The organism is Xanthocytophaga flava (assembly GCF_030068545.1).
GTDB classification, from domain to species: Bacteria; Bacteroidota; Bacteroidia; order Cytophagales; family 172606-1; genus Xanthocytophaga; species Xanthocytophaga flava.
This window is the reverse complement of the sequence record NZ_JASJOR010000006.1, coordinates 255,071-276,520: the sequence shown is the minus strand read 5'-3', so window position 1 is coordinate 276,520 and position 21,450 is coordinate 255,071. Positions and strand designations below refer to the sequence as shown.

At 38.0% G+C, this 21,450-nt stretch carries 18 protein-coding genes; 5 read left to right on the top strand and 13 right to left on the bottom strand.

Going from position 1 to position 21,450, the window contains the following annotated elements:
• Positions 1-26 precede the first annotated feature (26 nt).
• From QNI15_RS11695 to QNI15_RS11650, 10 genes are all read right to left on the bottom strand, one after another.
• A complete protein-coding gene (locus QNI15_RS11695) occupies positions 27-764 on the bottom strand; it encodes a hypothetical protein (RefSeq protein ID WP_314031893.1) in 738 nt (245 codons plus the stop codon).
• Positions 765-871: 107 nt separating this feature from the next.
• A complete protein-coding gene (locus tag QNI15_RS11690; protein WP_314031891.1) occupies positions 872-1,651 on the bottom strand; it encodes a DUF4097 family beta strand repeat-containing protein in 780 nt (259 codons plus the stop codon).
• 133 nt (positions 1,652-1,784) lie between these two features.
• Positions 1,785-2,543: a HEAT repeat domain-containing protein gene (locus tag QNI15_RS11685; protein WP_313995590.1), complete on the bottom strand. Its 759-nt coding sequence runs from the start codon at positions 2,541-2,543 to the stop codon at positions 1,785-1,787.
• A complete protein-coding gene (locus tag QNI15_RS11680) occupies positions 2,530-3,051 on the bottom strand; it encodes an RNA polymerase sigma factor (protein ID WP_313977348.1) in 522 nt (173 codons plus the stop codon). The genes QNI15_RS11685 and QNI15_RS11680 overlap by 14 nt, the downstream gene beginning before the upstream one ends.
• A gap of 200 nt (positions 3,052-3,251) precedes the next feature.
• Positions 3,252-3,683 carry a hypothetical protein gene (locus QNI15_RS11675; RefSeq protein WP_314031889.1) on the bottom strand — a complete coding sequence of 144 codons (432 nt, stop codon included), beginning with the start codon at positions 3,681-3,683 and terminating at the stop codon, positions 3,252-3,254.
• A gap of 226 nt (positions 3,684-3,909) precedes the next feature.
• A complete protein-coding gene (locus QNI15_RS11670) occupies positions 3,910-4,413 on the bottom strand; it encodes a DUF4494 domain-containing protein (RefSeq protein WP_313995589.1) in 504 nt (167 codons plus the stop codon).
• A 227-nt stretch (positions 4,414-4,640) separates the two neighbouring features.
• The gene (locus tag QNI15_RS11665; protein ID WP_313995587.1) at positions 4,641-5,546 is read right to left on the bottom strand and encodes a sulfite exporter TauE/SafE family protein; all 906 of its coding nucleotides are present in this window, start codon (positions 5,544-5,546) and stop codon (positions 4,641-4,643) included.
• Positions 5,547-5,829: 283 nt separating this feature from the next.
• A complete protein-coding gene (locus tag QNI15_RS11660) occupies positions 5,830-7,161 on the bottom strand; it encodes a hypothetical protein (protein WP_314031887.1) in 1,332 nt (443 codons plus the stop codon).
• A gap of 73 nt (positions 7,162-7,234) precedes the next feature.
• Positions 7,235-9,442, bottom strand: a complete 2,208-nt coding sequence (locus tag QNI15_RS11655) for a hypothetical protein (protein ID WP_314031886.1) — start codon at positions 9,440-9,442, stop codon at positions 7,235-7,237.
• 152 nt (positions 9,443-9,594) lie between these two features.
• Positions 9,595-10,476: a YicC/YloC family endoribonuclease gene (locus tag QNI15_RS11650; RefSeq protein ID WP_313995581.1), complete on the bottom strand. Its 882-nt coding sequence runs from the start codon at positions 10,474-10,476 to the stop codon at positions 9,595-9,597.
• A gap of 621 nt (positions 10,477-11,097) precedes the next feature.
• On the opposite strand from QNI15_RS11650, the gene QNI15_RS11645 reads away from it, so the two are divergent.
• Both QNI15_RS11645 and QNI15_RS11640 read left to right on the top strand, forming a co-directional pair.
• Positions 11,098-12,540, top strand: a complete 1,443-nt coding sequence (locus tag QNI15_RS11645) for a Gfo/Idh/MocA family protein (protein ID WP_314031884.1) — start codon at positions 11,098-11,100, stop codon at positions 12,538-12,540.
• Between the two features lie 3 nt (positions 12,541-12,543).
• Entirely contained in the window at positions 12,544-13,245 is a 702-nt protein-coding gene (locus tag QNI15_RS11640; protein ID WP_313995577.1) for a hypothetical protein, read from the top strand.
• 430 nt (positions 13,246-13,675) lie between these two features.
• On the opposite strand, the gene QNI15_RS11635 is transcribed toward QNI15_RS11640, so the two are convergent.
• The gene (locus QNI15_RS11635; RefSeq protein WP_314031882.1) at positions 13,676-15,583 is read right to left on the bottom strand and encodes a M1 family metallopeptidase; all 1,908 of its coding nucleotides are present in this window, start codon (positions 15,581-15,583) and stop codon (positions 13,676-13,678) included.
• 163 nt (positions 15,584-15,746) lie between these two features.
• Here QNI15_RS11635 and QNI15_RS11630 point away from each other — a divergent pair, with 163 nt between their 5' ends.
• Positions 15,747-16,796, top strand: coding sequence for a hypothetical protein (locus tag QNI15_RS11630; protein ID WP_313995573.1), 1,050 nt, complete (start codon positions 15,747-15,749; stop codon positions 16,794-16,796).
• Positions 16,797-17,136: 340 nt separating this feature from the next.
• On the opposite strand, the gene QNI15_RS11625 is transcribed toward QNI15_RS11630, so the two are convergent.
• Both QNI15_RS11625 and QNI15_RS11620 read right to left on the bottom strand, forming a co-directional pair.
• The gene (locus QNI15_RS11625) at positions 17,137-18,411 is read right to left on the bottom strand and encodes a PorP/SprF family type IX secretion system membrane protein (protein WP_314031880.1); all 1,275 of its coding nucleotides are present in this window, start codon (positions 18,409-18,411) and stop codon (positions 17,137-17,139) included.
• 30 nt (positions 18,412-18,441) lie between these two features.
• The gene (locus QNI15_RS11620; RefSeq protein WP_313995568.1) at positions 18,442-19,104 is read right to left on the bottom strand and encodes a T9SS type B sorting domain-containing protein; all 663 of its coding nucleotides are present in this window, start codon (positions 19,102-19,104) and stop codon (positions 18,442-18,444) included.
• Positions 19,105-19,489: 385 nt separating this feature from the next.
• Between QNI15_RS11620 and QNI15_RS11615 the strand changes: the two genes are divergently transcribed.
• Positions 19,490-19,930: a GNAT family N-acetyltransferase gene (locus QNI15_RS11615; protein WP_314031878.1), complete on the top strand. Its 441-nt coding sequence runs from the start codon at positions 19,490-19,492 to the stop codon at positions 19,928-19,930.
• A 434-nt stretch (positions 19,931-20,364) separates the two neighbouring features.
• The gene (locus QNI15_RS11610; RefSeq protein ID WP_313995564.1) at positions 20,365-21,306 is read left to right on the top strand and encodes an SPFH domain-containing protein; all 942 of its coding nucleotides are present in this window, start codon (positions 20,365-20,367) and stop codon (positions 21,304-21,306) included.
• Positions 21,307-21,450: the final 144 nt, after the last annotated feature.

Genomic DNA, 21,450 nt, shown 5'->3' with positions numbered 1-21,450 from the left:
CTTTTTTATGAATAAATGGTTGGGTTTTATTTCTTTCGGAGATAAATATTTCCACTGATTGTTTTTAACACAAGCTTTTCTCCACCATTGTTTAACTTCAGATCCCGGTCATACTGACCTCCTACACGGCTGAGTTCTCCATTTTTTGCTTGAGGAGACTCCAGTGCAAGATTTGTGTATACATCACCTGTAATGGTGTGAAGACTAAAATCACATTTTGTAGTTGCTGCGGTCTTCAAATCTATTTTTCCACTGATAGTTTCCAGTCGGTATTTTCCTTTCAGATAGTCTACCAATACATTTCCACTGATTGTTTTAACCAATAAAGCTGCTTGTTCAGGAATATAGATATCATAATCGATTATAATAAATACCTGTGGTCCTGAAGATATGTAGACTTTATTTTCATCATCCCAGAATCTATTGTCTCCATAATAATTTCCTCTACTATCACTTTGTACGTTTGTAGGGACTGTAGAAATTAGTTTCAGATCTTTAATATTTCCTTTTATCTCAATCTGAGAATCTTTTGTAGTAGAGGACTCTAATACGAAATTGTCATTATTCGCATTGTTGTTTATATTAACAGATGCTGCGATGCCGATTTCGTTTTTATCCCAGGTTTTTATATGAATATCTGAGGCATATTTGAGGTTCAGATATATTTCTTTCCCATTTGTGTACGGAAACATTTTTTCTACTTTCTTCTGAGCTACCAGAGGAAGTGTACACATAAGAGATAACAGGTAGAAGATTGTTTTCATAGATGAGTAGTATGTATGCAACCAGACAGATAAACTTTTTAACTTACCTATCTGGTTGTATGGATTATATAAGTGATAAGGATATCTTCCTGTATGGTGATAATCTGTTATTTCTTTTTTCGCAGAAATACATTCTTGTAAGGAGACTCCAGATGTACTTCTACGCCACCACCATTGATTGAACCTGTAACTGTATGGCTGCTGATCTTTTCCAGATCGTCTTCTGATGAGGAGGGAGAGGATGATTTTACATCAAAGTCTGTATAAATATCTCCATAACTTGATTCCAGACGCAAATTGGCTTTGGTATCCGAAGGGAGAGTTACATCCAGGTTATTGTAAGTAGCTACAATAGATATTGGTCTATCCTGATTAATCTTATCAAAAACAGCTTTGACTTTACCATATGTGGCATTTAACACAACAGGCCCAGTTACATTAGCCATTGCCACAGAGGCATACTCGCTTTTGATTTCCAACTCAGATTTAAAGTTATTGATTGTAATGTCTTTTGCAGACCATCCGGATGACTGTATGATTATATTCATCTTTTCAGGAATCAGAATTTTTACGTTATGATTTTTATTGGAAACGCCTCTAACCACTATAGTGCCATTACTTTCCTGTATATTGAGGCAATATCCATTGGTATTATCGCTGACTCCATCTCCGGAAATAAGTTTGAGTCCTTCTGTTCCTTCTTCATTTGTCATACACTTGTTTCCTGTCACAATAATGTCTTTTCCTGTATGTCCTTCGACTGTAATATGGCCATGGATAGTGCCAATTTTGACTTTATTGGCTGACTTCACCTCAAATTTAAAATCCTGTGCATAACTAAGGATCGGAGATACAAGGAGAGTAAGGATAATAATAAACTTTTTCATAGTTGTTTGATCTTGTTTAGTCGATAATGTAATAGTTAATAGAGTCATTTTGATAATAATAAATAAGTGGTGATTGGGTAATAGTCTACTGGCCTGCATGAAAAATACAGGGTTACTTTTAAGAACTTATTTTCTAAATAGACTGAAGTTCTTTTCGTATACTCTCCTTAATATTTTGTGGAATAGGTTCCTTTTTCAGAAAATCTTCAATTGCCGGTTTTGCTTTTTTATCTTTCATGGCAATCATGATGTTGATCAGAGCAATCTTTACGGAAGGATCTTCCTGCTTTTTGATAGATTCAATCAGTGCAGTTCGTGCTTTGGAAATATCTTTGAATGTAAATAAAGCATTGGCTGCTGCCAGACGGACATTGGAATTTTCATCTGTATTAAGTGTTTCAATTAGAGCATCAATTACTTCCGGACTTTTTTCTTTCATGTCATACACATAGTTCACTCCCTTGATGCGTTCACTGGCGGATGTTTGCTTAAGTTGTGATACTACAACTGTTTCCCGAAGTTTCTTCATCTCATTCTGTAAATCTGAAAGTTGAGGCTGACCAGATGGATTTTGGTTGCCGCTGTAGAATCCAATCACAAACAAAGCCACTCCGGCTGCAATACCTGCTGCCCATTGCCAATAGGCCATTCGTGGTTTAAGAGCGAGAACACGTGCTTCAGTTTGTATTTTGCGAGATAATTGAGCATCAAAATCTTCGCTTAGTTCCTCTTCCTTTTTCCATTCAGAAAACAAGCCAAATTGATCTTTGTATATAACCAAATGTGCAGGAATATCTTTTGTCTTTGTGAAATACTCTTTTAACCTGCGTTCTTCGGCGATAGTAGTTTCACCTTCCCAGTATTTCTCCAGTAGTGCTTCAATAACTTCCATGTATATTCAATTGTATTAAGGTTTCTCGAAGTTTTTTTCGGGCGCGACATAAGTTTACACGTACATAAGCTTCATCGCGCTGAATAATTTCTGCAATTTCACTAAGTTCATATTCTTCAATATCTCTCAGTTGTAGTACAATGCGTTGTGTTGCTGGCAATTGTTCAATGATTTTTTCAATCAGCTTTTTTGTATCCTGAAGCTCAAATTTCTTGTCAGGCAATAGGGTAGAAGGCATGGTAACTACATGATCACCGTGGTCCTCAATAGACGAGAAGTAATTCTTCTTGGATCGTAGCTTTCCCAGACACATATTTTTAGTGATCTGCATCGCTAGTGCTTCCACACTGTTGTATGTGTCCAGACGTTCGCGGATGTCCCATAGTCGCATGAAAACATCCTGAACAATATCTTCCGCATCTGCCGAACTGCCCATGAATCGTTTGGCGAAGCGGAAGAGTTTGTTTTTACTGGGAAGAACGCTCTGTTTGAAGTTTAGTAAGTCCATTGATATTGCCTTTCATAGTGTATGATACAAAATCAGATAGTTTGTTACAGGTAAACTGAAAAAAAATAATAACAAGCTATATATGACTAATTTGTAGTTCACATATAGCTTGTTGTATAGAAATATAAAAGGGTGTTAAAATAAAAAATCCATCTAACATAAGATGTTAGACGGATAAAAGATAAACGATCAGTTATATTTTATTGCTTGATGGCAACTGCTGTACATTCATCACTACCTAAATCTGGTATAGCAACACTATACTCGATTGTTAGTTTATCACCACTAAGGGTACCGCTACCTGTGAATGTTACTGTAATAGGTTCTCCCTCAAATTGACCAGTAAAATTCTGAGAGGGGATCGTAACTTTATTTCCCGATATAGTCGCTTTTACATCAATACCGGGAGAATAAAAGTTCTTAATTTCAATTTCATTTTCATCCGCTCCTGCAGAAACTGTAATTTCATATGTATCAGGACTTCCACTACAGGTTTCTGTAAGATCATATGTGCCTAAAAACTTCTCCCGATCAACTTCAGGATCAGGATCATGTTTTTTACAGGAACTAAATAAGGCTAACCCAATCATTAAGCATGCCAGAATAGAGCGGAAAATGTGAAGTGTTTTCATAGTGTAGTGTTTGTAAAATATTGTTTATCCAGACAAAACACTCACTTTCTGATCCTTCTTTCAAGAGGAAATAGGGTATAACGTTATAAAAGCTTTCTTAACTGTCAGAATCAGCCAATGAATAGAGGTTTGTTATAGTAACGCTTTGATTATTAGATGGTTGGAACGTATATAAAACGAAATAGCCTTTGATATCAAAGGCTATTTCGTTCCGAGTAAGAAGGGTTTACCCTCCCTGCTCTGTTTTTTCTGCTTTCACCTCTGAAAGTGGACGGAAATTACCTCCTTTTAACGGATCTTCACTCTCTTTTTCATAAGGAATTACCTCCAGTATATTGGTAATATTTACGTCTGTGATTATATAATCCTGTATTTTACCCAGCCGTTCCTTTAATAAATCGTAGGCCTCACGTGGGTCAGGAGCATTGATAAGCATGTTATAAGGTACTTTCTTCTCTTTCTGTGTTTTCTCATCAAAAGTGATATATTGTACTTTTAGTTTATACCACGTTTCAGCACCATCCTCTACAAAAAACACTTCACTTAATCGCATACGTGAAAGCTTGGATAGGAAGAATTCAGCTAGATTGCTGGCTACAGAATCATAAATACGAGATTCTGCATCTGTATAAGAAACTGCATCCACCAGATGAACTTCTGTGATAGTCTTATTTATTCCCTTGTCATCAGGTTGTTGATAACGGATTGTTGCTTGATACCAAACCGGCATATAAGAAAGATAAAGTTAAAATTTCACAATTTAAATAAGCTCTGCATAAGAATGGCTTCAAAGATAGCAACACCCATCCAGAATAAGAAAAAGAAAGATGTATATATGGAGAGATGTTGTAGTAAACAGCTGGCTAATAGAGGATTATTAGTAGCTTCTAGATTGGTAAAAAAATAAGGGTCATAGTTTTTTAACTATGACCCTTGTCAATGTTGCTACTAACTATTTCAGAAGAATGTCATAACAAGTGTCCGGATACTTAAGCCAATAATCAGAACACCTACCATAATCATTAATGTACGTGTAGAGAATTTCTGACACAGATAGGCCGCAAAAGGAGCTGCTACACTGCCACCAAGTACCAGACCCACAATAATTTGCCAGTTTCCCGCGCCAATCAATGTGACAAATGTAATGGCTCCTGCCAATGCAATGAAAAATTCTGCAAGATTTACAGATCCAATGGCATAACGGGGCTGATGTCCTTTACTTAATAAGGTTGATGCCACAATAGGTCCCCAGCCACCACCACCCACTGCATCCATAAATCCACCGAATAGGGCTAGAGGTGCCAATGTTTTTTCATCACGAGGTTCTGTTTTTTTGCGAAAAGCTTTCCGAAGAACAATAATGCCCATTACAAGAAGATAAACAGCGATGTATGGTTTAATTATTGCGCCATCGATACTGGTAAGAATGTACGCCCCTGTTACAGCTCCAATCACTCCCGGTAGTACCAAACGTTTGAATAACTGCTTATTTACATTGCCCATTTTAAGATGAGACAAACCGGAAATTCCAGCGGTAAATACTTCTGATACATGGACACTGCTACTTGCCAGAGCAGGCGGAACTCCAAGACCAAGTAAAAAAGAGGTACTACTGATGCCGTAAGCCATACCCAAAGCACCATCAATCATTTGGGCAAAGAAACCAACCAATGCAAAGAAAAGCAGATCTTTAGTGAGGAGTTGAGATGCATAAGGTTTTATTAACTCCCAGGTAGTAGAGTTTAAATACAAGAATGCTACAATGCCAAGTAATACCAGCACAGATCCACCAACGATAAACAACGTACGTTTGTTTGTTTTTTTAGTGGGTTGAACAGCTATAGTTTCTTCCGCTACAAGCATAATTATCCAGATCTGGGTATAAGTAAATTAGAATTAGTATGCAAGATATGATTAAGTCTATGTATTTACTAGAGTTTGTAGAAGTTTTTTAAATATTTATCAATTTTTACTCTTTTATTACTCATTTATAGAATTAATTCATGAAGCCGATAGTATATTTTTATGTACTAGGCTGATGGAACTACACAGAAAAAAGAACTTGAGAGGATGAAGATAAAAAAATCCCTTCTCTAAACCATTGATTTTGAGAAGGGATTTTAAATATATAGGTGAAATAGTTTGATCAGGAGATGAACTTTCTTTCAATGACATCTATAAAGGCTATATACTCTTCACTTTGAAGATCCCATCCCAATGAATGGGCATACTTTACCTGAAGGAGTTTCATCGCAGTATCCATGTCTTTGGTTTGTTCCAGTTCATAAATTGCCTGTGCAAAAGCAATATTATCTCCACCAAACAGACTATTGATAAAATAGTATTTCTGATTCAGATTTAATGCATCCTTAATGCTGGTAATAGGCTGGTTCTGTGCTTTTTCGATAAACGTGCTATCTTCTTTACGTAATTTTTCATTAAGTGTAGTCAGATCTTTGTTCAGTGTGTCATTGAGTGTAGTTTCTTCCATTTTCTTCTTTACGGAAAGGACAGAAACCAATGGTTTGTTTGCTGCTTTTGCAAATTCTTCAATATCAACTTTTACGTCCTCTGCCTTTACTTCATGTATTACATTAAGAGCAACTGGCGGTAGTTCTGGAGTTATGATAGGCTTAGAATCAATAGGTTGGTTTTCAATTGGCTTTGTTTCTGTAGATTTATTTTCAATTGGTAATGGTTCTGTTTTTGGCTGTATTTTAGGTAAAGGCTTTACTACTTTTTCTTGTGAGCTAACGGGAAGGTCATCTCCTAGTGTGTCAAAGAAAGAACCTGATGTAGAGACTTTCTTTTCTGGCTCTGGCTTCTTTTCTTCTTCTATTTTTTCAAGCTCGGAAACCTCAAGTGGGACCAGTGCCGAAAATTGAGCAATATATTCTTCGGGGTCATCCAATGTAATTTCCTCTGAAGTCAGAATATCTTCCAACACTGCAATAGCCTTATCCAATGATAATACATCCGAACTTTCAAGACCTGTAGATTGTAGTTTGGCAATCAGACTTTCCCATACAGTACGGTTAATTCGTATGTAACGGGTATGATCCTGTAATCGCTGTATTGTGAGTGGTTCAAAGTCAATGTATTTCAAAATACTCACAAACTGATTTCTGGGTGAAAGAAGTAATTCGATTGTGGCAGACACCGCATCTGCTACTAACGGTTCAAATGCCTCCTGTTTTACCATAATGAACCGGGAGAGAGTATTCATCAGATTTTCGAGTGCTGACTTTACCTCATCCTGAGAATAATCAAAGTAAGGACTTTGTAAACGGCCTGCTTCCTGTTTCCAATTGGTAAATAGTTTAAATAGAATCAGATAGTTTACTTGTGGAATATCTGTGAAGGAAACCATATCTTTTCCGGAAACACTGTCTTGTTGCGAAAAGAACGTGTCACATGTATGTTTGGCATATGCATTAGCATATCGGTTTAGAGCGGCTGGGTTGATTGTATGTATCATGATTTTTTCAAAGCTACAGATAGTTAAGACACAGTAAATTAGGATAAATCAAATGAACGATCAAACTTAATTGTTATTTTGTTTTTTGTTTAGCCTCATTTCCAATACCAGCACATTTCTCACAGTGAAGATTTCTAAGTTCATAATCATCAAATACCTGGAAATTAATACCACAGTCTCCCATAAAAAGATCACACCACTTAGCCGGAGATAATTTTTGTGAGGCTTCAATCAGAAGTTTAGTATAGGCTCTTTTTTGTTGGTAATCTGGATGTAAAGATACCAATTTAAGGTACTGAGTGTAGATGTTTTCATCAAAAGCAGTCTTTTTCAGATAATTGTCCAACACCTGAATTGCTGGTTTAAACGCTTCCATTTCAATCAGGAAATTAGCCAGTTGGAGAGATGTATTCCGGTTGGCTACCACTTCTGATTGACTAGTATAATAAGTAAAGAGAAAATCGACTCCTTCTTTTACTTTTCTGTAATTGCCAGCCTGCAAATAGCCAGGCAAGGTATTGATATAGAATATAGACTTCGCTTTTGTCTCAAAAGATTTGTATTTATCACTGCTGGTGACCTGTTGAATAAGCTTTAGTATATCTTTCTCCTTATAATTCTGGCTTTTGACAAAGTCCCATTCAGATAAAATAAAGTTCATCGCATAGTATTGCATTTCTGTCTGGCTATCTTTTTCTGTCAGAATGGTTTGTAAATTATGCCAATGATTGATCCATTGTTCTTCTGTCCAATGTTGACGATTACATTCATAATCCATCATCATTTGGTTATGATATAGTGAATTGTATTCTTCTGTCTCAGGATAGCGAACAGAGAATAGCATATTTGGGGATAATTTCCCGGCTTTACATTGACGATAGTAGAAACTTTGTAATGCGGCAGCTTGGGCTGCTGTTTTTGCTTTGTAGTATTTTTGTACATATGTCAGGGTATCTCGTACATTCAAGTGGGTCTCGAGGCGTACAGATGCACTGCGTTGTTCATCCAGGTATTTTTCCCAGACCTTTAATACTCTAGGCTTCTGTAATTCCTGTTTGATTCGTGTCTTGGACCAGCTTTTCCATTCCGGATTAGGTGACTGTGCCAATTGCTGATAAAATAACTCCCAGTTTTCACCCGTTTGTACTGTAATGGTTGTTTTATGATCTATATATTTTCTCAGGTATCCCACAATACTATCTGCTCTTGATTGATACAACTGCTTATTCATTTTGCCAATTCCTTCAATAGACGCAAATGCATAGATGAGTATTCGGTCTATCTGGTAGTTTTTTAATGTATCCCGAACTACTTCCATAGATGCATGGTCTGGGCTTATGCTATTTCGGGCAAACGGTATCTGAAATGAAAAAGATTTGTCATCTGAAGAAAAATCCAACGGTGTGGTAACCAGTTGAGGTGTCAGGGGCAAAGAATCTCTTAGGCTCAAATCTCCACATATATCTGTATAGTGTACTACTCCTACAATTCGTTTCTTATGTATCATCAGGAAATTGGCCGTGACAGTTTTTGAGGAATCATTCTGAGAAATTGCTCCTGCCAACACAGAAACAGCTTCTGGTTGCCATGTCGTTGTATCAATTGTTTTCTTATTTTTTGCAGAACCTGATAAACGGGCTTTACTTGCTTGTAACTGTTCAAATTCCTGTCTCTGTTTAGTAAGATCACGCAAAAACTCTTTTTTATAGATAGGCTTTAATACAGTCCCATTGGTAGATGATGATCCTGTACGTCTTCCCAAAGTTGTATAATATTCTTTGCTCCCACATGTATACGATTTCGGATTGACAAGTTCTATGGCTATTCCATCTTTGCGATTTTTGAGAACATCAAGCAATTGTAGAGGTGTAGTACTCCTGACAATAATTCCCTGAGATGTATAATCCAGTTGTAATTGTACCTGATCATTCTGAAAAGCTTTCCAGAGCTCACTATTTGCAGTAGTTTTTGCATTCAGATGTTTTAATTTCCAGGGCAATTTTTGTTTTTTTCCTTCTGCTCCTAGTAATTCAGTTTTGTCCTCACTCTTCATTGTATCAGAGAGAGCTATTTCTTTGTCAGGCTGTTCTTGATAAGCAATAAACGTAGATTGTTGGCTCAGATTGTTTGTATTATCCTTGACCAGATACTCCGGATAAGACGAATGAATGGAATTTGATTCTAGAACCGGAGTACCTGATGATTGCCCATAATAATGAATCGTAAGGACATAGGACACCAATAGCCAAACAAAAAACCTGGCATTTTTACGGAAATTCATAGCTGAGAGTTCGAAACCCTTTAATAAAACTGATTGAATCGTGAATCTTCGATTTTGGTCAGTGGTTCAGTGTAACTTGTTGTACAGGTTACTTAAAAAATAGTTATCACTCTGTATTGGTAGAACGTCAGACATTCTCCACTGAGACTTTATTACAAAATATTTAAGGACTGTTCTTTGATCTTTTCCAGTTCATCTTTCATCTCTACTACAAAGCGCTGAATGACTGCATCATTGGCTTTAGACCCGATCGTATTGATTTCGCGACCTATTTCCTGACTGATGAAATTTAATTTTTTCCCTGGTGTGTCATCTTTGGCTAATACTTCCAGAAAATGATCCAGGTGAAGTTTTAATCGTACTTTCTCTTCACTGATATCCAGTTTCTCAATATAATAGATCAGTTCTTGCTCAAATCGGTTTGGGTCAAAATGTTCATCACTTACCACTTCTGCAATACGTTCACGAATACGGGTGCGAATATTTTGTAATCGTTCCGGATCATGGGTTGATACCGCATTCAGATTCGTACTGATTTTATGAATATACTCTGTTAACTTACCTGATAGTTCATTTCCTTCTTTAATCCGGAATTCGTCACATGCCAGTGCTGCCTGTTTAAATGTTTCTTGGATCAGTGCCCAATCCTTAGCTGCATTTTCATCTGGCGCTGTATCGTATATGTAGGCATCTGGAAGCTGCATAGCCAATCTGAAGATATCATCCTCTGGAACTGCTGCCGCTATTGCTGCCTCTCTTAGTTGCTGACAATAGGCTCTTACCAGCGGAGTATTTACAGTCACCCGGGGTTTTACTTCACCTATCACTTGAATATCAATGGATACATTCAATTTGCCTCGCTCCAGTATCTGATTCAGTAGATTTCGGATCTCAAGTTCTTTATCTGAAAAGTTTTTGGGTAATCGTAAGTTTACATCTAGTGTTTTAGAATTCAGTGAGCGGATTTCTACGCTGACACTAATGTTTGTATTGGCCGCTCTGGCCAGGCCAAAGCCGGTCATTGATTTTAGCATACTCAAAATAAGGTTATAAGTTTCTTCTACTCTAAGAAAAGAGAAGCACACAAAGTACTATTTTTTTAGACAAATATCGAACAGAGCTTTTTTAATCTGTAAATAGCTTTTTACAGATTAAGGAAATTTGAGTGGTAAACACTCCTTATTTATACAAATTAACACATCTATCTGGTCAGACGATAAGATATTTAATGCAGACATATAACGTTATAAGTAGGTTCTGATACATAGGTTGTAAAATACATTAAAAGGAGAATTAGCTATTTAAGAATGGTGTCGTTTAGATAACGCTATGATTGTCAGAGGGTTTAAAATATAAGTTATGTGATAATTTTGCCTTAAATATTACCTGGGTTATTGGATCGCAAACTTGAAACAATAATTCTAGGCATCAAGTACACGAAATTATCCGCAATAAATGCCAGAAGGAGTGTCGGCGTATTGTATCTCTGGAGATGTTACTCAGATCTTAAAACAAAAAATTTCTGAAAATTTAGTGAGAGACTTTTGTTTTTTTACCTGTCATGCTGATATTTGGTAAGTAACCAGCACGCTTTCATCGTTACTATATCGTTAAAACATTCCCTCAAACCACAGAGAATATACCCTCCTTCTATTATGAAAAAAGATACCCCTGGTTCACGTCGTACATTTATCAAACAAAGTTCGCTGGCTCTGGCCGGCTTTTCTATCGTGCCTCGTCATGTACTGGGCAAAGGATTTGTCGCGCCTTCTGATAAATTAAATATTGCAGCTGTAGGTTGTGGAGGAAAGGCAGACTTTAATATCCAGCAGGCATTCAATAACGGAACAGACAATATTGTTGCGTTATGTGATGTAGATGACCGCCAGGCTAAAAAGTATCGGGAAAAATTCCCTAAAGCTCCTTATTATAAGGACTTCCGCCAGATGCTGGCAAAAGAAAAAAAACACATTGATGCGGTGATTATCTCAACACCAGATCATATGCATTATCCGGTTGCTATGGCTGCTATGCAATTGGGTAAACATGTATATGTAGAGAAGCCATTGGCACATGATATTTGGGAGGCTCGTCAGCTGACTGAGGCTGCTCAGAAATACAAAGTGGTTACCCAGATGGGTAACCAGGGGAGTAGTGGTAAAGGCACTCGTCTTACAGAGTCTATTATTCAATCGGGTGCTATCGGCGATGTGCATACAGTGGAAGTATGGACTAACCGTCCTGTTTGGCCACAGGGGGTAAAATCTCCAAAAGACAAAGGCGAAACGCAACCTGTACCATCAGAGGTTGACTGGAATTTATGGCTGGGAACTGCACCTTTTCGTGAATACCATGAAGCCTATATGCCGTTTCGCTGGAGAGGATACTGGGATTTTGGTACCGGGTCACTAGGGGATATGGGATGTCATTTTATGGATGTGCCTTTCCGGGCACTTAAGTTGGGTTATCCAACATCTGTAGAATGTTCTGTGGGACAAATCTATAGCGATTTCTTCAAAGAGGCTTTCTTCGATGATGTATGCCCACCTTCCGCGGCTATTCACTTAAAGTTTCCAAACACAGGAAAAGGATCACACAAAGAAATAAGTGTATCATGGTATGATGGAGGTATTCGTCCACGTCTTCCTGAAGGATGTGATTATGAAAAAGTGTTTGCACGTGTAGATGGAGGCCTTCTTTTTATTGGGAGCCAAGGTATTCTCGCTGCCGAAATATTTGGAGAAAATCCAAAGTTGTTTCCATCTGAAAAATTTGCAAACTATGTACTCCCTGATCCTAAACGCCCATTGGTAGAAGGGGATACCAATGGACATCAGCAGCAATGGGTGAATGCATGCAAAAAAGGCTATGGCACTTATACCAGTTCTGCCTTTAATGAAGCCGGTCCATTGACAGAAATGGTGTTGATGGGCAATCTGGCTGTACGATCTTTCTTATACAGAACACCAAGAGAACAGGGCGGTTTTGATTTCCCAGGACGTAAAAAATTGCTTTGGGATGGTGCCAATATGAAAATCACTAACTTTGATGTGGCAAACCAGTTTGTGAAGCGTCAGTATCGGGAGGGTTGGTCTTAAAGGATGTCAAACAGCAAATGGTTTCCAATTATAAAGAATACAGGATATCTGATCCTGTATCTTTTTGTCTTATGCTGGATTGCTTTTTATTCACCCTGGCGTTTAAGCAAACATTGGTTACAGAATACACCTGAAAAATACAAGAAGGAACTAGCTGCTATTCGAAGAGAGAGAAAAAAACTCGCTCAACAATCGAATAGCAGTAATAGTAGAACTGCCTTTGTAAAAGCTATAGATAATCACATATTTCCATATTGGTATGGAACATTTTGGTCTTTTAATGGAACTACACAGGTTCCTGGACGAGGGTCTATTGCTTGTGGATATTTCGTTACTACTGTATTGCGTGATGCAGGGTTAGAAATCAATCGAAGTGCACTGGCACAGATGCCCTCTGAACAAATGATTAAGGCCCTGATGAGTGAAGAACATATTAAGCGTTTTCGCAATAAGTCGCTGAAGGAATTTATCACACAGATTGAGAAAACCGGAGAAGGTTTATATATAGTAGGTCTGGACAACCATACAGGCTTTCTTGTGAATGAAGGTAAGGGTGTCTATTTTGTCCATGCTAGCGGAGCCTATCCATTTTGTGTAATTCGGGAAAAAGCCAGAAGTGCTACGATCTTAAAAAAATCTAAGTATAGAATCATCGGCAGAATCAGTGAAGACAAATCAGTCCTTAAAAGCTGGTTAAAAGTTTGATTCTGATAGACTATAACCATAAGTCATCCCGAATTTTGGGTAAAGGATGTCATTGAGAAAGGCTAATAAATGTCACACAGAGAGCAAAGACGACTTTAATCGTGGAAGGTGGTGTAGGTGCGTAGGGATAAAAATTCCGCGGGCCTAGCGTTGGCCCTGAGCGGCGAAGCTTTGGAATTTTTTGCCCTTTTTTGGTTACTTTTTTGGGCAAGCAAAAAAGTGACAGAACGATAAGGAGAGTGATGTTCTGGACTATAAACAAGGATAGATACAAGAAAGCAAAAAATGAAGAAGCCTGTGGCAGAATAATGTAAGGGACAATAAATCAAATCAGAAAGAGAGATTTTGCAAAAATTAACCCAAGCCCACATTGTTCAAAAACATGGCTTGGGTTTTACTCGCATCCAAAATTCGGGATGACTTATGTTTATTATTGAGTCACAGAATATGTATTATTCTGGATGTTTATGTCTGGTATTTCCGGACTACCCAGATCAATCTTCTGAATAGACTTTGTATACTTTTTTGTAATCGCAAACTCTCTTACCCCACTTTGCCATACACGGGCTGTCTCATGATGCGTATCCGTTGTTCCATCCGTAAAGGTGACAGTCAAAGAGATCGGAACAGGTAGTATGCCATTGCGTCCAATGATGATTTTAGTGGTTTTGCCTGTTTCCACTTTCTTGATGTTCAGATCGCTATATCCTCTTTCAAAGAACCAAGGCTTCCAGAACCAGGTGAGATCTTCTTTGGTTGCATTATTGAATGTATAGAAAAAGTCATAGGGAGAAGGGTGCTTACCGTTCCATCGACTCATATACTCGTTCAACACTTGTTTAAATTTATCTTTCCCTAAAATATCCTGTAGTGTAGCATAGGCTACTGCTGGTCGGAAATAGGAGGCAAAGCCATACGAAAGTTGATTTTCCAGAATAGTACTAGGCATCATCATTGGCATCTCCATCTCACGTCCATTGACGCTGGAAAGATACAATGCATTGTATTGTTGTGGATAAAATGTGTTAGTACCAATCTGGAAGGGAATCCCATTCGGTAAGAACTGCGCCCAACCTTCATCCATCCAGGCATACTTACGTTCATTGATACCCATATAAAATGGGAAGTACGTATGGGCAATCTCATGTGCCACTACCTCTGCTGCTTCTTCCATTGGATAAGAGGCATCGTTAACAAACATCGGAAATTCCATACCTCCTGAACCATTAAAGATGGTCAGGTTTGGATACGGGTAAGGTACACCCGGCATTTTTGTAGACAAATACTCAACAGACTGCTTGGAGAACTTAGCTATTTCATAAAAATCCTTAGAAGCAGGATCATATACAGCACTAATGGCAGTCCGTCTGTTGGGTTCCGCTATTGCACTAGTAGCATCCCATAGATAGCGGTTACTGGCTGCAAATACAAAATCAGGTACATTTTCTGCCTTGAAGTGGTACTGAATCTGAGCCTTATTTTGGGTAATGGATTTTTTCTGTAGATCTTCAGCCGTGATAATGTGTGTGATCTCATCCGATTTCTTGGAGTTAAGATATCGGGTTAAGTAGGTTTGAGTCAATGATTCCTCCGGATTCTGCCATACACCAGTACCCCATACTACAAAATTCTGAGGAACCTTTACTGTTACATCAAACGTAGAGAAATCATTATAAAACTCTGTTTGTCCTCTATATTCCAAACGGTCCCAGCCATCAATGTCATCATACACAGCAACTTGTGGGTACCAATAAGCTACCATAAATGTGTTGTCACCGTATGTGCCTTCCCGAATATGTGTTTTAGCAGGAATCGTATATGTCCAGTTGATAGCTAGTTTAAGACTGGTTTTAGGATACAGAGGTTGACTCAACCTCACAAACATATTGGTTGTGCTATATCGTACCTGAGCGCCTCTGCCTTGACCAGGCTTAGTTTCTACTGAACGGTTATTAACCTGCAATGAACTGATAGTAACGCCATCTGTAACATCGCCTGGGTCTACATCTTCACCTCTGGCAGCCCCTTTCTTAAATAGATTAGGATACAATCGAATCACTACCTGACTTAGTGTATCATTACTGTTATTAAAATAGGTGATGGTTTCGCTGCCTTTGATTTCGCGTGTTGCAGGTACAAGCTCTACCTGAATGGCGTATTCGGATTTGTTTTGCCAGTAGTTGGGTCCTGGCTTTCCATCTGTACTGCGTGTTCCCTTAGCATAGGCGCTCTGAAATTCCAGTGGAACATACAGATCTTCTACTTGTTGGGCAATGCCCTGTCCTGTAAACATAACAGACTGAAGAACTGTAAGCAGTGTAAAAAAAGATTTCTTCATGAATGGTTAATTGAAAATTAGAAGGTTTCTAGTAATAGATCTTGCTTTAAAACTTTTCTACATCCAGAAATGTACTATAAAAACGAACAAAAGTCATGCTGGTTTGTGCAATCTCCAAATTTTTATCAAATTGATTACATAGAATCATCCTAACAGAAAGAAATTGGCCTTCATTAGCAGAAAAAAAAGTATCTATCCGATTAATCAGGATTTACGGAAATATCTCATCAAATACGGACGCGAAATCAAGCTGCCTATTCATTATGATGACATAGCTCAGTTTGACAATGCAATCACTTTATATGATAAAGAAGGGAAAGATACCCTCTGGGAAACGGTTTTTTATCCACCTCACCGCATTGATGAAATCTATCGTGGTCTTAAGACAATGTATGTTGAGCTGAAGATAGGGGGAGACTTGTCTGTAGCCCGACATCTTACAGTAGACCGTGTAGATCTCTGTGTATATGCCAATACCCGTCCTTTTCGGGTACGGATTGTCAATACACTAAATGATAACTTCGATTATTTTTATATCAAACGGGCAGATGCTTCACGCATTTATGGCCTTGAACTGGAACATATTCTTTCTCCTAATCGCATCAGTTATATCAGTAGTGGTGATACAGTTGTGGAAGAACATATAGCCGGTGTGCCAGGCAATCAGTTTATTAAGAATCATCTTAAAGATAAGCACCTGAACAGTATACGTCTGGTAAAGGAGTTTGTCAAGTTTAATGAACGTTGTTTTGTCCGATTACTGGGAGACATGCACAGCAGCAATTTTGTAATCATTGCTACTCAGGACTTTGATGAGATTCACTACCGCATTCGAGCCATAGACTTTGACCAGCAAAGTTATGAAGGTAAAAAAACAGTATTTCTCCCTCAATATTTTAAGCAAAATAATCCCATCATTGAACTAGGCTATTCAAGGCTCTCGCCTGAAAGTGTCCATCAGTATCAGTCAGAAGAGAAGTCAATGATTGCCAGTCGTTTGAATACTACCGGAAATCGAATCTTTGCGTTGACAGATGTAATGGCAGATGATGATATTGCTCCCTTTGAAAATGTAATGCATTTACGCAATCAATTGGCAGATCACTACGAAAACAGTGTTTTCTATGGATGCGAGAGCATGGGTGATATTGTAAAAGAGAGTTTGCGACTGGTGCTGCGAGAGGTAGAGGAATATCACCGGAATATTAGATGATGCGTATAATCCTATGCACAAGAGTTTGTTGCCCTAAATTAGGTGCATGGAATTTTTTGCAGTTAATTACATCCAAGCAGAAAGCCTGCGGTTTATTCTGTTCAAAACAATTTCTTGGGGTTAATTCTATGCATCAGCAACTTTGCAGTTTATTCTATACAAAAGCTTTTTTGACTCAATAGCTTATAGACTACATTTTTAGTCTATTATTATACATATTTTAGGTCAAGCAAACTAATACATATAATTATGCGCATGAGAATGAATCCAGCAATGTTCTGGTAAAGAAAATGCTCGTCTTTTAAGACAAACATTTTCTGATATAAATTATAGAGCGAGATTATTCTGTAATTCTGAAGATCCAGGCGTTTTCATATCCTTTCTCTGTACGAATCTGTCGTACACGTGCTCTGACATCTTCCAGATTATCACCTACATAGATGTATACGTAATGGAATTGTCTATTTGAGTTAAATCCGATCTTAGCTTCATGACCTGATGCAATGACAGTGTTCATATATTTTCTGGCGTTTTGTTCGTAACGGAAAGCTCCCACAATCAGGTAATTACCAATTTCCATTTCCAGTGGATTCGGTGGTGGTGCCAACATTTTTCGAACGATTTCTATGCGGATAGATGTATCGATCTTTGCTGGAGTTACCCGAATAGTCCGATTGTTCAACTGTGTAAAGGCTGGTAAGGTGCGAATAGGTTGCTCTTGCTTTTTACCCAAATGGATGCCAAACTGGATTTCGTGGGCAGGATTACCGTAGTTGTTTACATTATTATTGGCAAGTTTGTAAGCATACCCAAAGCTAACTTTATTGAAAGCCTTGAAGCCAGCCATAAGGAACATGCCATAATCCTGACGATAAGCACCTCCCACCCAATACCCATCTTTGTAATTGACAACTGCATTTACTTCAAAGAATGGATCTTTCTGGTATTCATATTTCCGATACAAAACCATCGGGTGTATAACTACATCTGGTGTAGCATTGATACGATAGGCTGCACTTAATGTATAATTTTCCAGAGGCTTAAATGTTTGTTCTAAACGCTGGCCGTCACTTCCAAGTGCTGGATAAGGGGCTAGTCGGGGCAGAGAAAGCCCCAGTTGAAGATTTTTATATTGGTAAATAGCGCCGATTCTCACATCTGCACGATATTTCCTATTCATAGCGGCTAGAATCGGATCGGCTAGTTCATCAGGCGTTAAGTCAGCTGTATAAATTGAGTTGTAGAAGAAGCCACCAGAAATACCAACCTGTAAGAAACTTTCTTTACCAAAATCCAGGCGGCGGGCAAAGGTGACATAGGCATTGGTGGTTTCCTGTACTCCCTGGCGGAAATACGAAATGTTGGTGCCAAAAGCATACTGTTGCTTATGAAAGGGTGTATGGAATGCAAAAGACGCATGGGCAGGTGGTGTTTCGATATGTCCGATTTGCTGGCGATGAAAGCTCAGAAAGATAACCGGATAGCGATTCATCCCGGCTGCTGCTCCATTTTCCAGATACATATTGCTGAATGAATGGACGTAGGGTGGCATATTTTGTGCCTGGATAGAATAACTTAATCCCAAAAAGAGGAGTAAGGTGTATATTTTTTTCATATAGGTTGTGGCGAGTCTGATTGTAAGGTATTATTGAAGAAGAGAGAAACTACCTGTACGATATTCCTTCTGATTTTCGTCCTTGATGACATAGTAATAAGCTCCATAACCGGCTCCTTGTCCGTCCCATACCTCATCGGATGTAAAGTTTGTTTTTTCGACCAGCTTTTTACCTTTCGAATCCATAATGATGACAGTATAATTCGGACGGGTACTTATATACTGTATATCCCAGGTATCATTAAATCCATCTCCATTAGGAGTAAATATTTTCTTGGGTACTAAAACATAAGCTCCTGAAGGATTAGTAGTTACTCGAACTTCTATAGCAGCAGTTGCCGATTCTCCATTACTGTTTGTGCCTGTAAGAGAAAATTTATAAGTGCCTTCTTTTAAATTAGAGATATGTACTGTAAGAGCATCTGCATTTTCAAGTGTCGCTTCAGAAGGTCCTAAGAGCTGTTCCCATTTTAAAGTTACTACATCTGAACTGACCGATCCTTTTATTTCGATTTCTGTTCCCTGAAGAGCTAGTATAGAATCACCCAGAGTTACTACAGGTGTCTGAAAACTATATGTTCTCTCCAGATTTGTTGTATGGGTGTAAGTTGAGCCAAAGGGGATGGCCAGCAAATCCTGTGTTTCTGTCATGCAGAATAGTATTCCTCCCAATAGCGTAAGCATTCGATTCATAATATATGGATAAGTAGAAAATTCAAAAATAGATGGTATTTTGTATTTTTATCCAATACGTTTCCATTCCTAATAGGGATATAAAACAGTACGGTGTTAACAGATATACAATAAAGCGATGATTATCAGATAAGTAGTCTTATACGGGTCAGTAAATTGTATGGATACATTTATTCGCAACTATTTTACTGAATAGTGTGAGGGTGCACCTTCATCAGGCTACGCTTGTCAAAATAGTCTTGGCTCGCTACAAAATCTGCTCGTTGAGTTTCTTTATAAATTATCCTAAATAACTTCTTTGCCTCTACAAGTGAGAATTAAATGTTATCGTACAAAATCTATTCCTTATAATGCACATTAATTATACTTAACTGAGATAGAAACAATGTTGATAGTTCACTATATTGATAACAAGGAAGAGCTTTTACAGAATGCTTTTCATATTCGGGAAGTGGTATTTGTTGAAGAGCAGCATGTACCCAAAGAAGAAGAATATGACGAGTTTGAAGCAAGCTCACGCCATTTTCTGGCTTATTATGAAGGCAATCCTTGTGGAACAGCCAGATGGCGTTATACAGAGAAAGGCATAAAGCTGGAGCGATTTGCCGTGTTGGCAGAGTTTCGTAGTAAAAAAGTGGGCTCTGCCCTGCTTCAGGCTCTTTTAAAAGATGTTGCTACACAGAGTGACACAACAGGAAAGCTTATTTATCTTCATGCCCAGGTGACTGCTATGCCATTTTATGCTCATTTTGGATTTTCTCCGGTAGGGGAGATGTTTGAAGAATGTAATATTCAGCATTATAAAATGGTTAAAACAAACGTATAACCTGCCTGTTGTAGTGTATAAAGCAATAGTAATGTATACAAGTGTATTTCAAGTGAATATTTTGATGATTCGTCTCCTGTATCAAAACATTTACCGCCATTTTCTAGTATTCAATCATTTGATGTTTTACCATAATATATCAAATGATTGAATGCTTTTACCGAATATTTTCCTTCCTCATCTGAAATATTATACCAAAGCAGCAGGCTTTCTTACATCTGGTTACTTTTCTATTATTTCTCCATTAATTATAAAAACAGTAACTTTTCTGGCAATAAACAATTGATTATTTATCAGATAATCAATCCTTTATTAAAAGGAGGAATAACTAACTCTACCGGTTACTACTATTTTCTAACGAACTGGAAAAACACTGGCAAAAAAACATAAAAAGCGAAAGCATTTATTACCATCTCTAAACTTTACACACTCTTATGGAATACATTACACTCTTTCTTCTGGTTTTTGTAGTTCTTTTTATTTTTAGTGGATTTGTTACCGTACGACAAGGTACTGTTGCTGTGATCACCATGTTTGGAAAGTATCGTCGTATTATGCTGCCAGGTCTTAACTTTAAAATTCCTTTTCTGGAAGCAGTTTTTAAGCGGATATCTATTCAGAATCGGTCAGTTGAACTCGATTTTCAGGCAGTAACTTCTGATCAGGCAAACGTTAATTTTAAGGCTATGCTTGTATATGCTGTTTTGAATCAGCAGGAAGAAACAATCAAAAACGTAGCATTCAAATTTATGGATGAACGTAGTTTTATGCAGGCATTGATACGGACTATTGAAGGTTCGATCCGTAGTTTCGTGGCAACTAAAAAACAGGCAGAAATTCTTTCTTTACGTACAGAGATTGTTCACCACGTAAAAGATCAGCTGGATAATACATTGGAAGACTGGGGATATCACTTGATGGACCTGCAATTAAATGATATTACTTTTGATGATGCCATTATGCGTTCAATGGCTCAGGTTGTGGCTTCAAATAACCTACGTGCTGCTGCTGAAAATGAAGGTCAGGCTTTATTGATTACCAAGACCAAAGCAGCTGAAGCAGAAGGTAACGCGATCAAAATTGCGGCTGAGGCAGAAAAGATTGCAGCACAATTACGTGGACAAGGTGTAGCTTTGTTCCGTGAGGAAGTTGCAAAAGGTATGGCTACTGCTGCTAAAGAAATGCAGGAAGCAGAGCTGGATGCCTCTTTTATTCTTTTCTCTATGTGGACTGAATCTGTGAAAAACTTTGCAGAACAAGGAAAAGGCAACGTAATCTTCCTGGATGGATCAACTGAAGGTATGGAGAAGACAATGAAGCAACTTATGGCAATTAGCAAGCAATCCAACATTGTTACTCCACCTTCAGGAAGATAGACAGTAAAAATATGTTGGTAGTGAAGCAGCCCTGTTAGTAGCAGGGCTGCTTTTTTTAACACAATGTTAACATTTTTGTGTATCTGAAGTAATTTGTCTGTTGTAGATTTGATTCCTTTATCTGTTAAGATCTGTCTACTAAAT

Bases quoted from the DNA above. Each gene is read 5' to 3' on its own strand.
- QNI15_RS11695 (WP_314031893.1), bottom strand. From the start codon at position 764: ATGAAAACAATCTTCTACCTGTTATCTCTTATGTGTACACTTCCTCTG.
- QNI15_RS11690 (WP_314031891.1), bottom strand. From the start codon at position 1,651: ATGAAAAAGTTTATTATTATCCTTACTCTCCTTGTATCTCCGATCCTT.
- QNI15_RS11685 (WP_313995590.1), bottom strand. From the start codon at position 2,543: ATGGAAGTTATTGAAGCACTACTGGAGAAATACTGGGAAGGTGAAACT.
- QNI15_RS11680 (WP_313977348.1), bottom strand. From the start codon at position 3,051: ATGGACTTACTAAACTTCAAACAGAGCGTTCTTCCCAGTAAAAACAAA.
- QNI15_RS11675 (WP_314031889.1), bottom strand. From the start codon at position 3,683: ATGAAAACACTTCACATTTTCCGCTCTATTCTGGCATGCTTAATGATT.
- QNI15_RS11670 (WP_313995589.1), bottom strand. From the start codon at position 4,413: ATGCCGGTTTGGTATCAAGCAACAATCCGTTATCAACAACCTGATGAC.
- QNI15_RS11665 (WP_313995587.1), bottom strand. From the start codon at position 5,546: ATGCTTGTAGCGGAAGAAACTATAGCTGTTCAACCCACTAAAAAAACA.
- QNI15_RS11660 (WP_314031887.1), bottom strand. From the start codon at position 7,161: ATGATACATACAATCAACCCAGCCGCTCTAAACCGATATGCTAATGCA.
- QNI15_RS11655 (WP_314031886.1), bottom strand. From the start codon at position 9,442: ATGAATTTCCGTAAAAATGCCAGGTTTTTTGTTTGGCTATTGGTGTCC.
- QNI15_RS11650 (WP_313995581.1), bottom strand. From the start codon at position 10,476: ATGCTAAAATCAATGACCGGCTTTGGCCTGGCCAGAGCGGCCAATACA.
- QNI15_RS11645 (WP_314031884.1), top strand. From the start codon at position 11,098: ATGAAAAAAGATACCCCTGGTTCACGTCGTACATTTATCAAACAAAGT.
- QNI15_RS11640 (WP_313995577.1), top strand. From the start codon at position 12,544: ATGTCAAACAGCAAATGGTTTCCAATTATAAAGAATACAGGATATCTG.
- QNI15_RS11635 (WP_314031882.1), bottom strand. From the start codon at position 15,583: ATGAAGAAATCTTTTTTTACACTGCTTACAGTTCTTCAGTCTGTTATG.
- QNI15_RS11625 (WP_314031880.1), bottom strand. From the start codon at position 18,411: ATGAAAAAAATATACACCTTACTCCTCTTTTTGGGATTAAGTTATTCT.
- QNI15_RS11620 (WP_313995568.1), bottom strand. From the start codon at position 19,104: ATGAATCGAATGCTTACGCTATTGGGAGGAATACTATTCTGCATGACA.
- QNI15_RS11615 (WP_314031878.1), top strand. From the start codon at position 19,490: ATGTTGATAGTTCACTATATTGATAACAAGGAAGAGCTTTTACAGAAT.
- QNI15_RS11610 (WP_313995564.1), top strand. From the start codon at position 20,365: ATGGAATACATTACACTCTTTCTTCTGGTTTTTGTAGTTCTTTTTATT.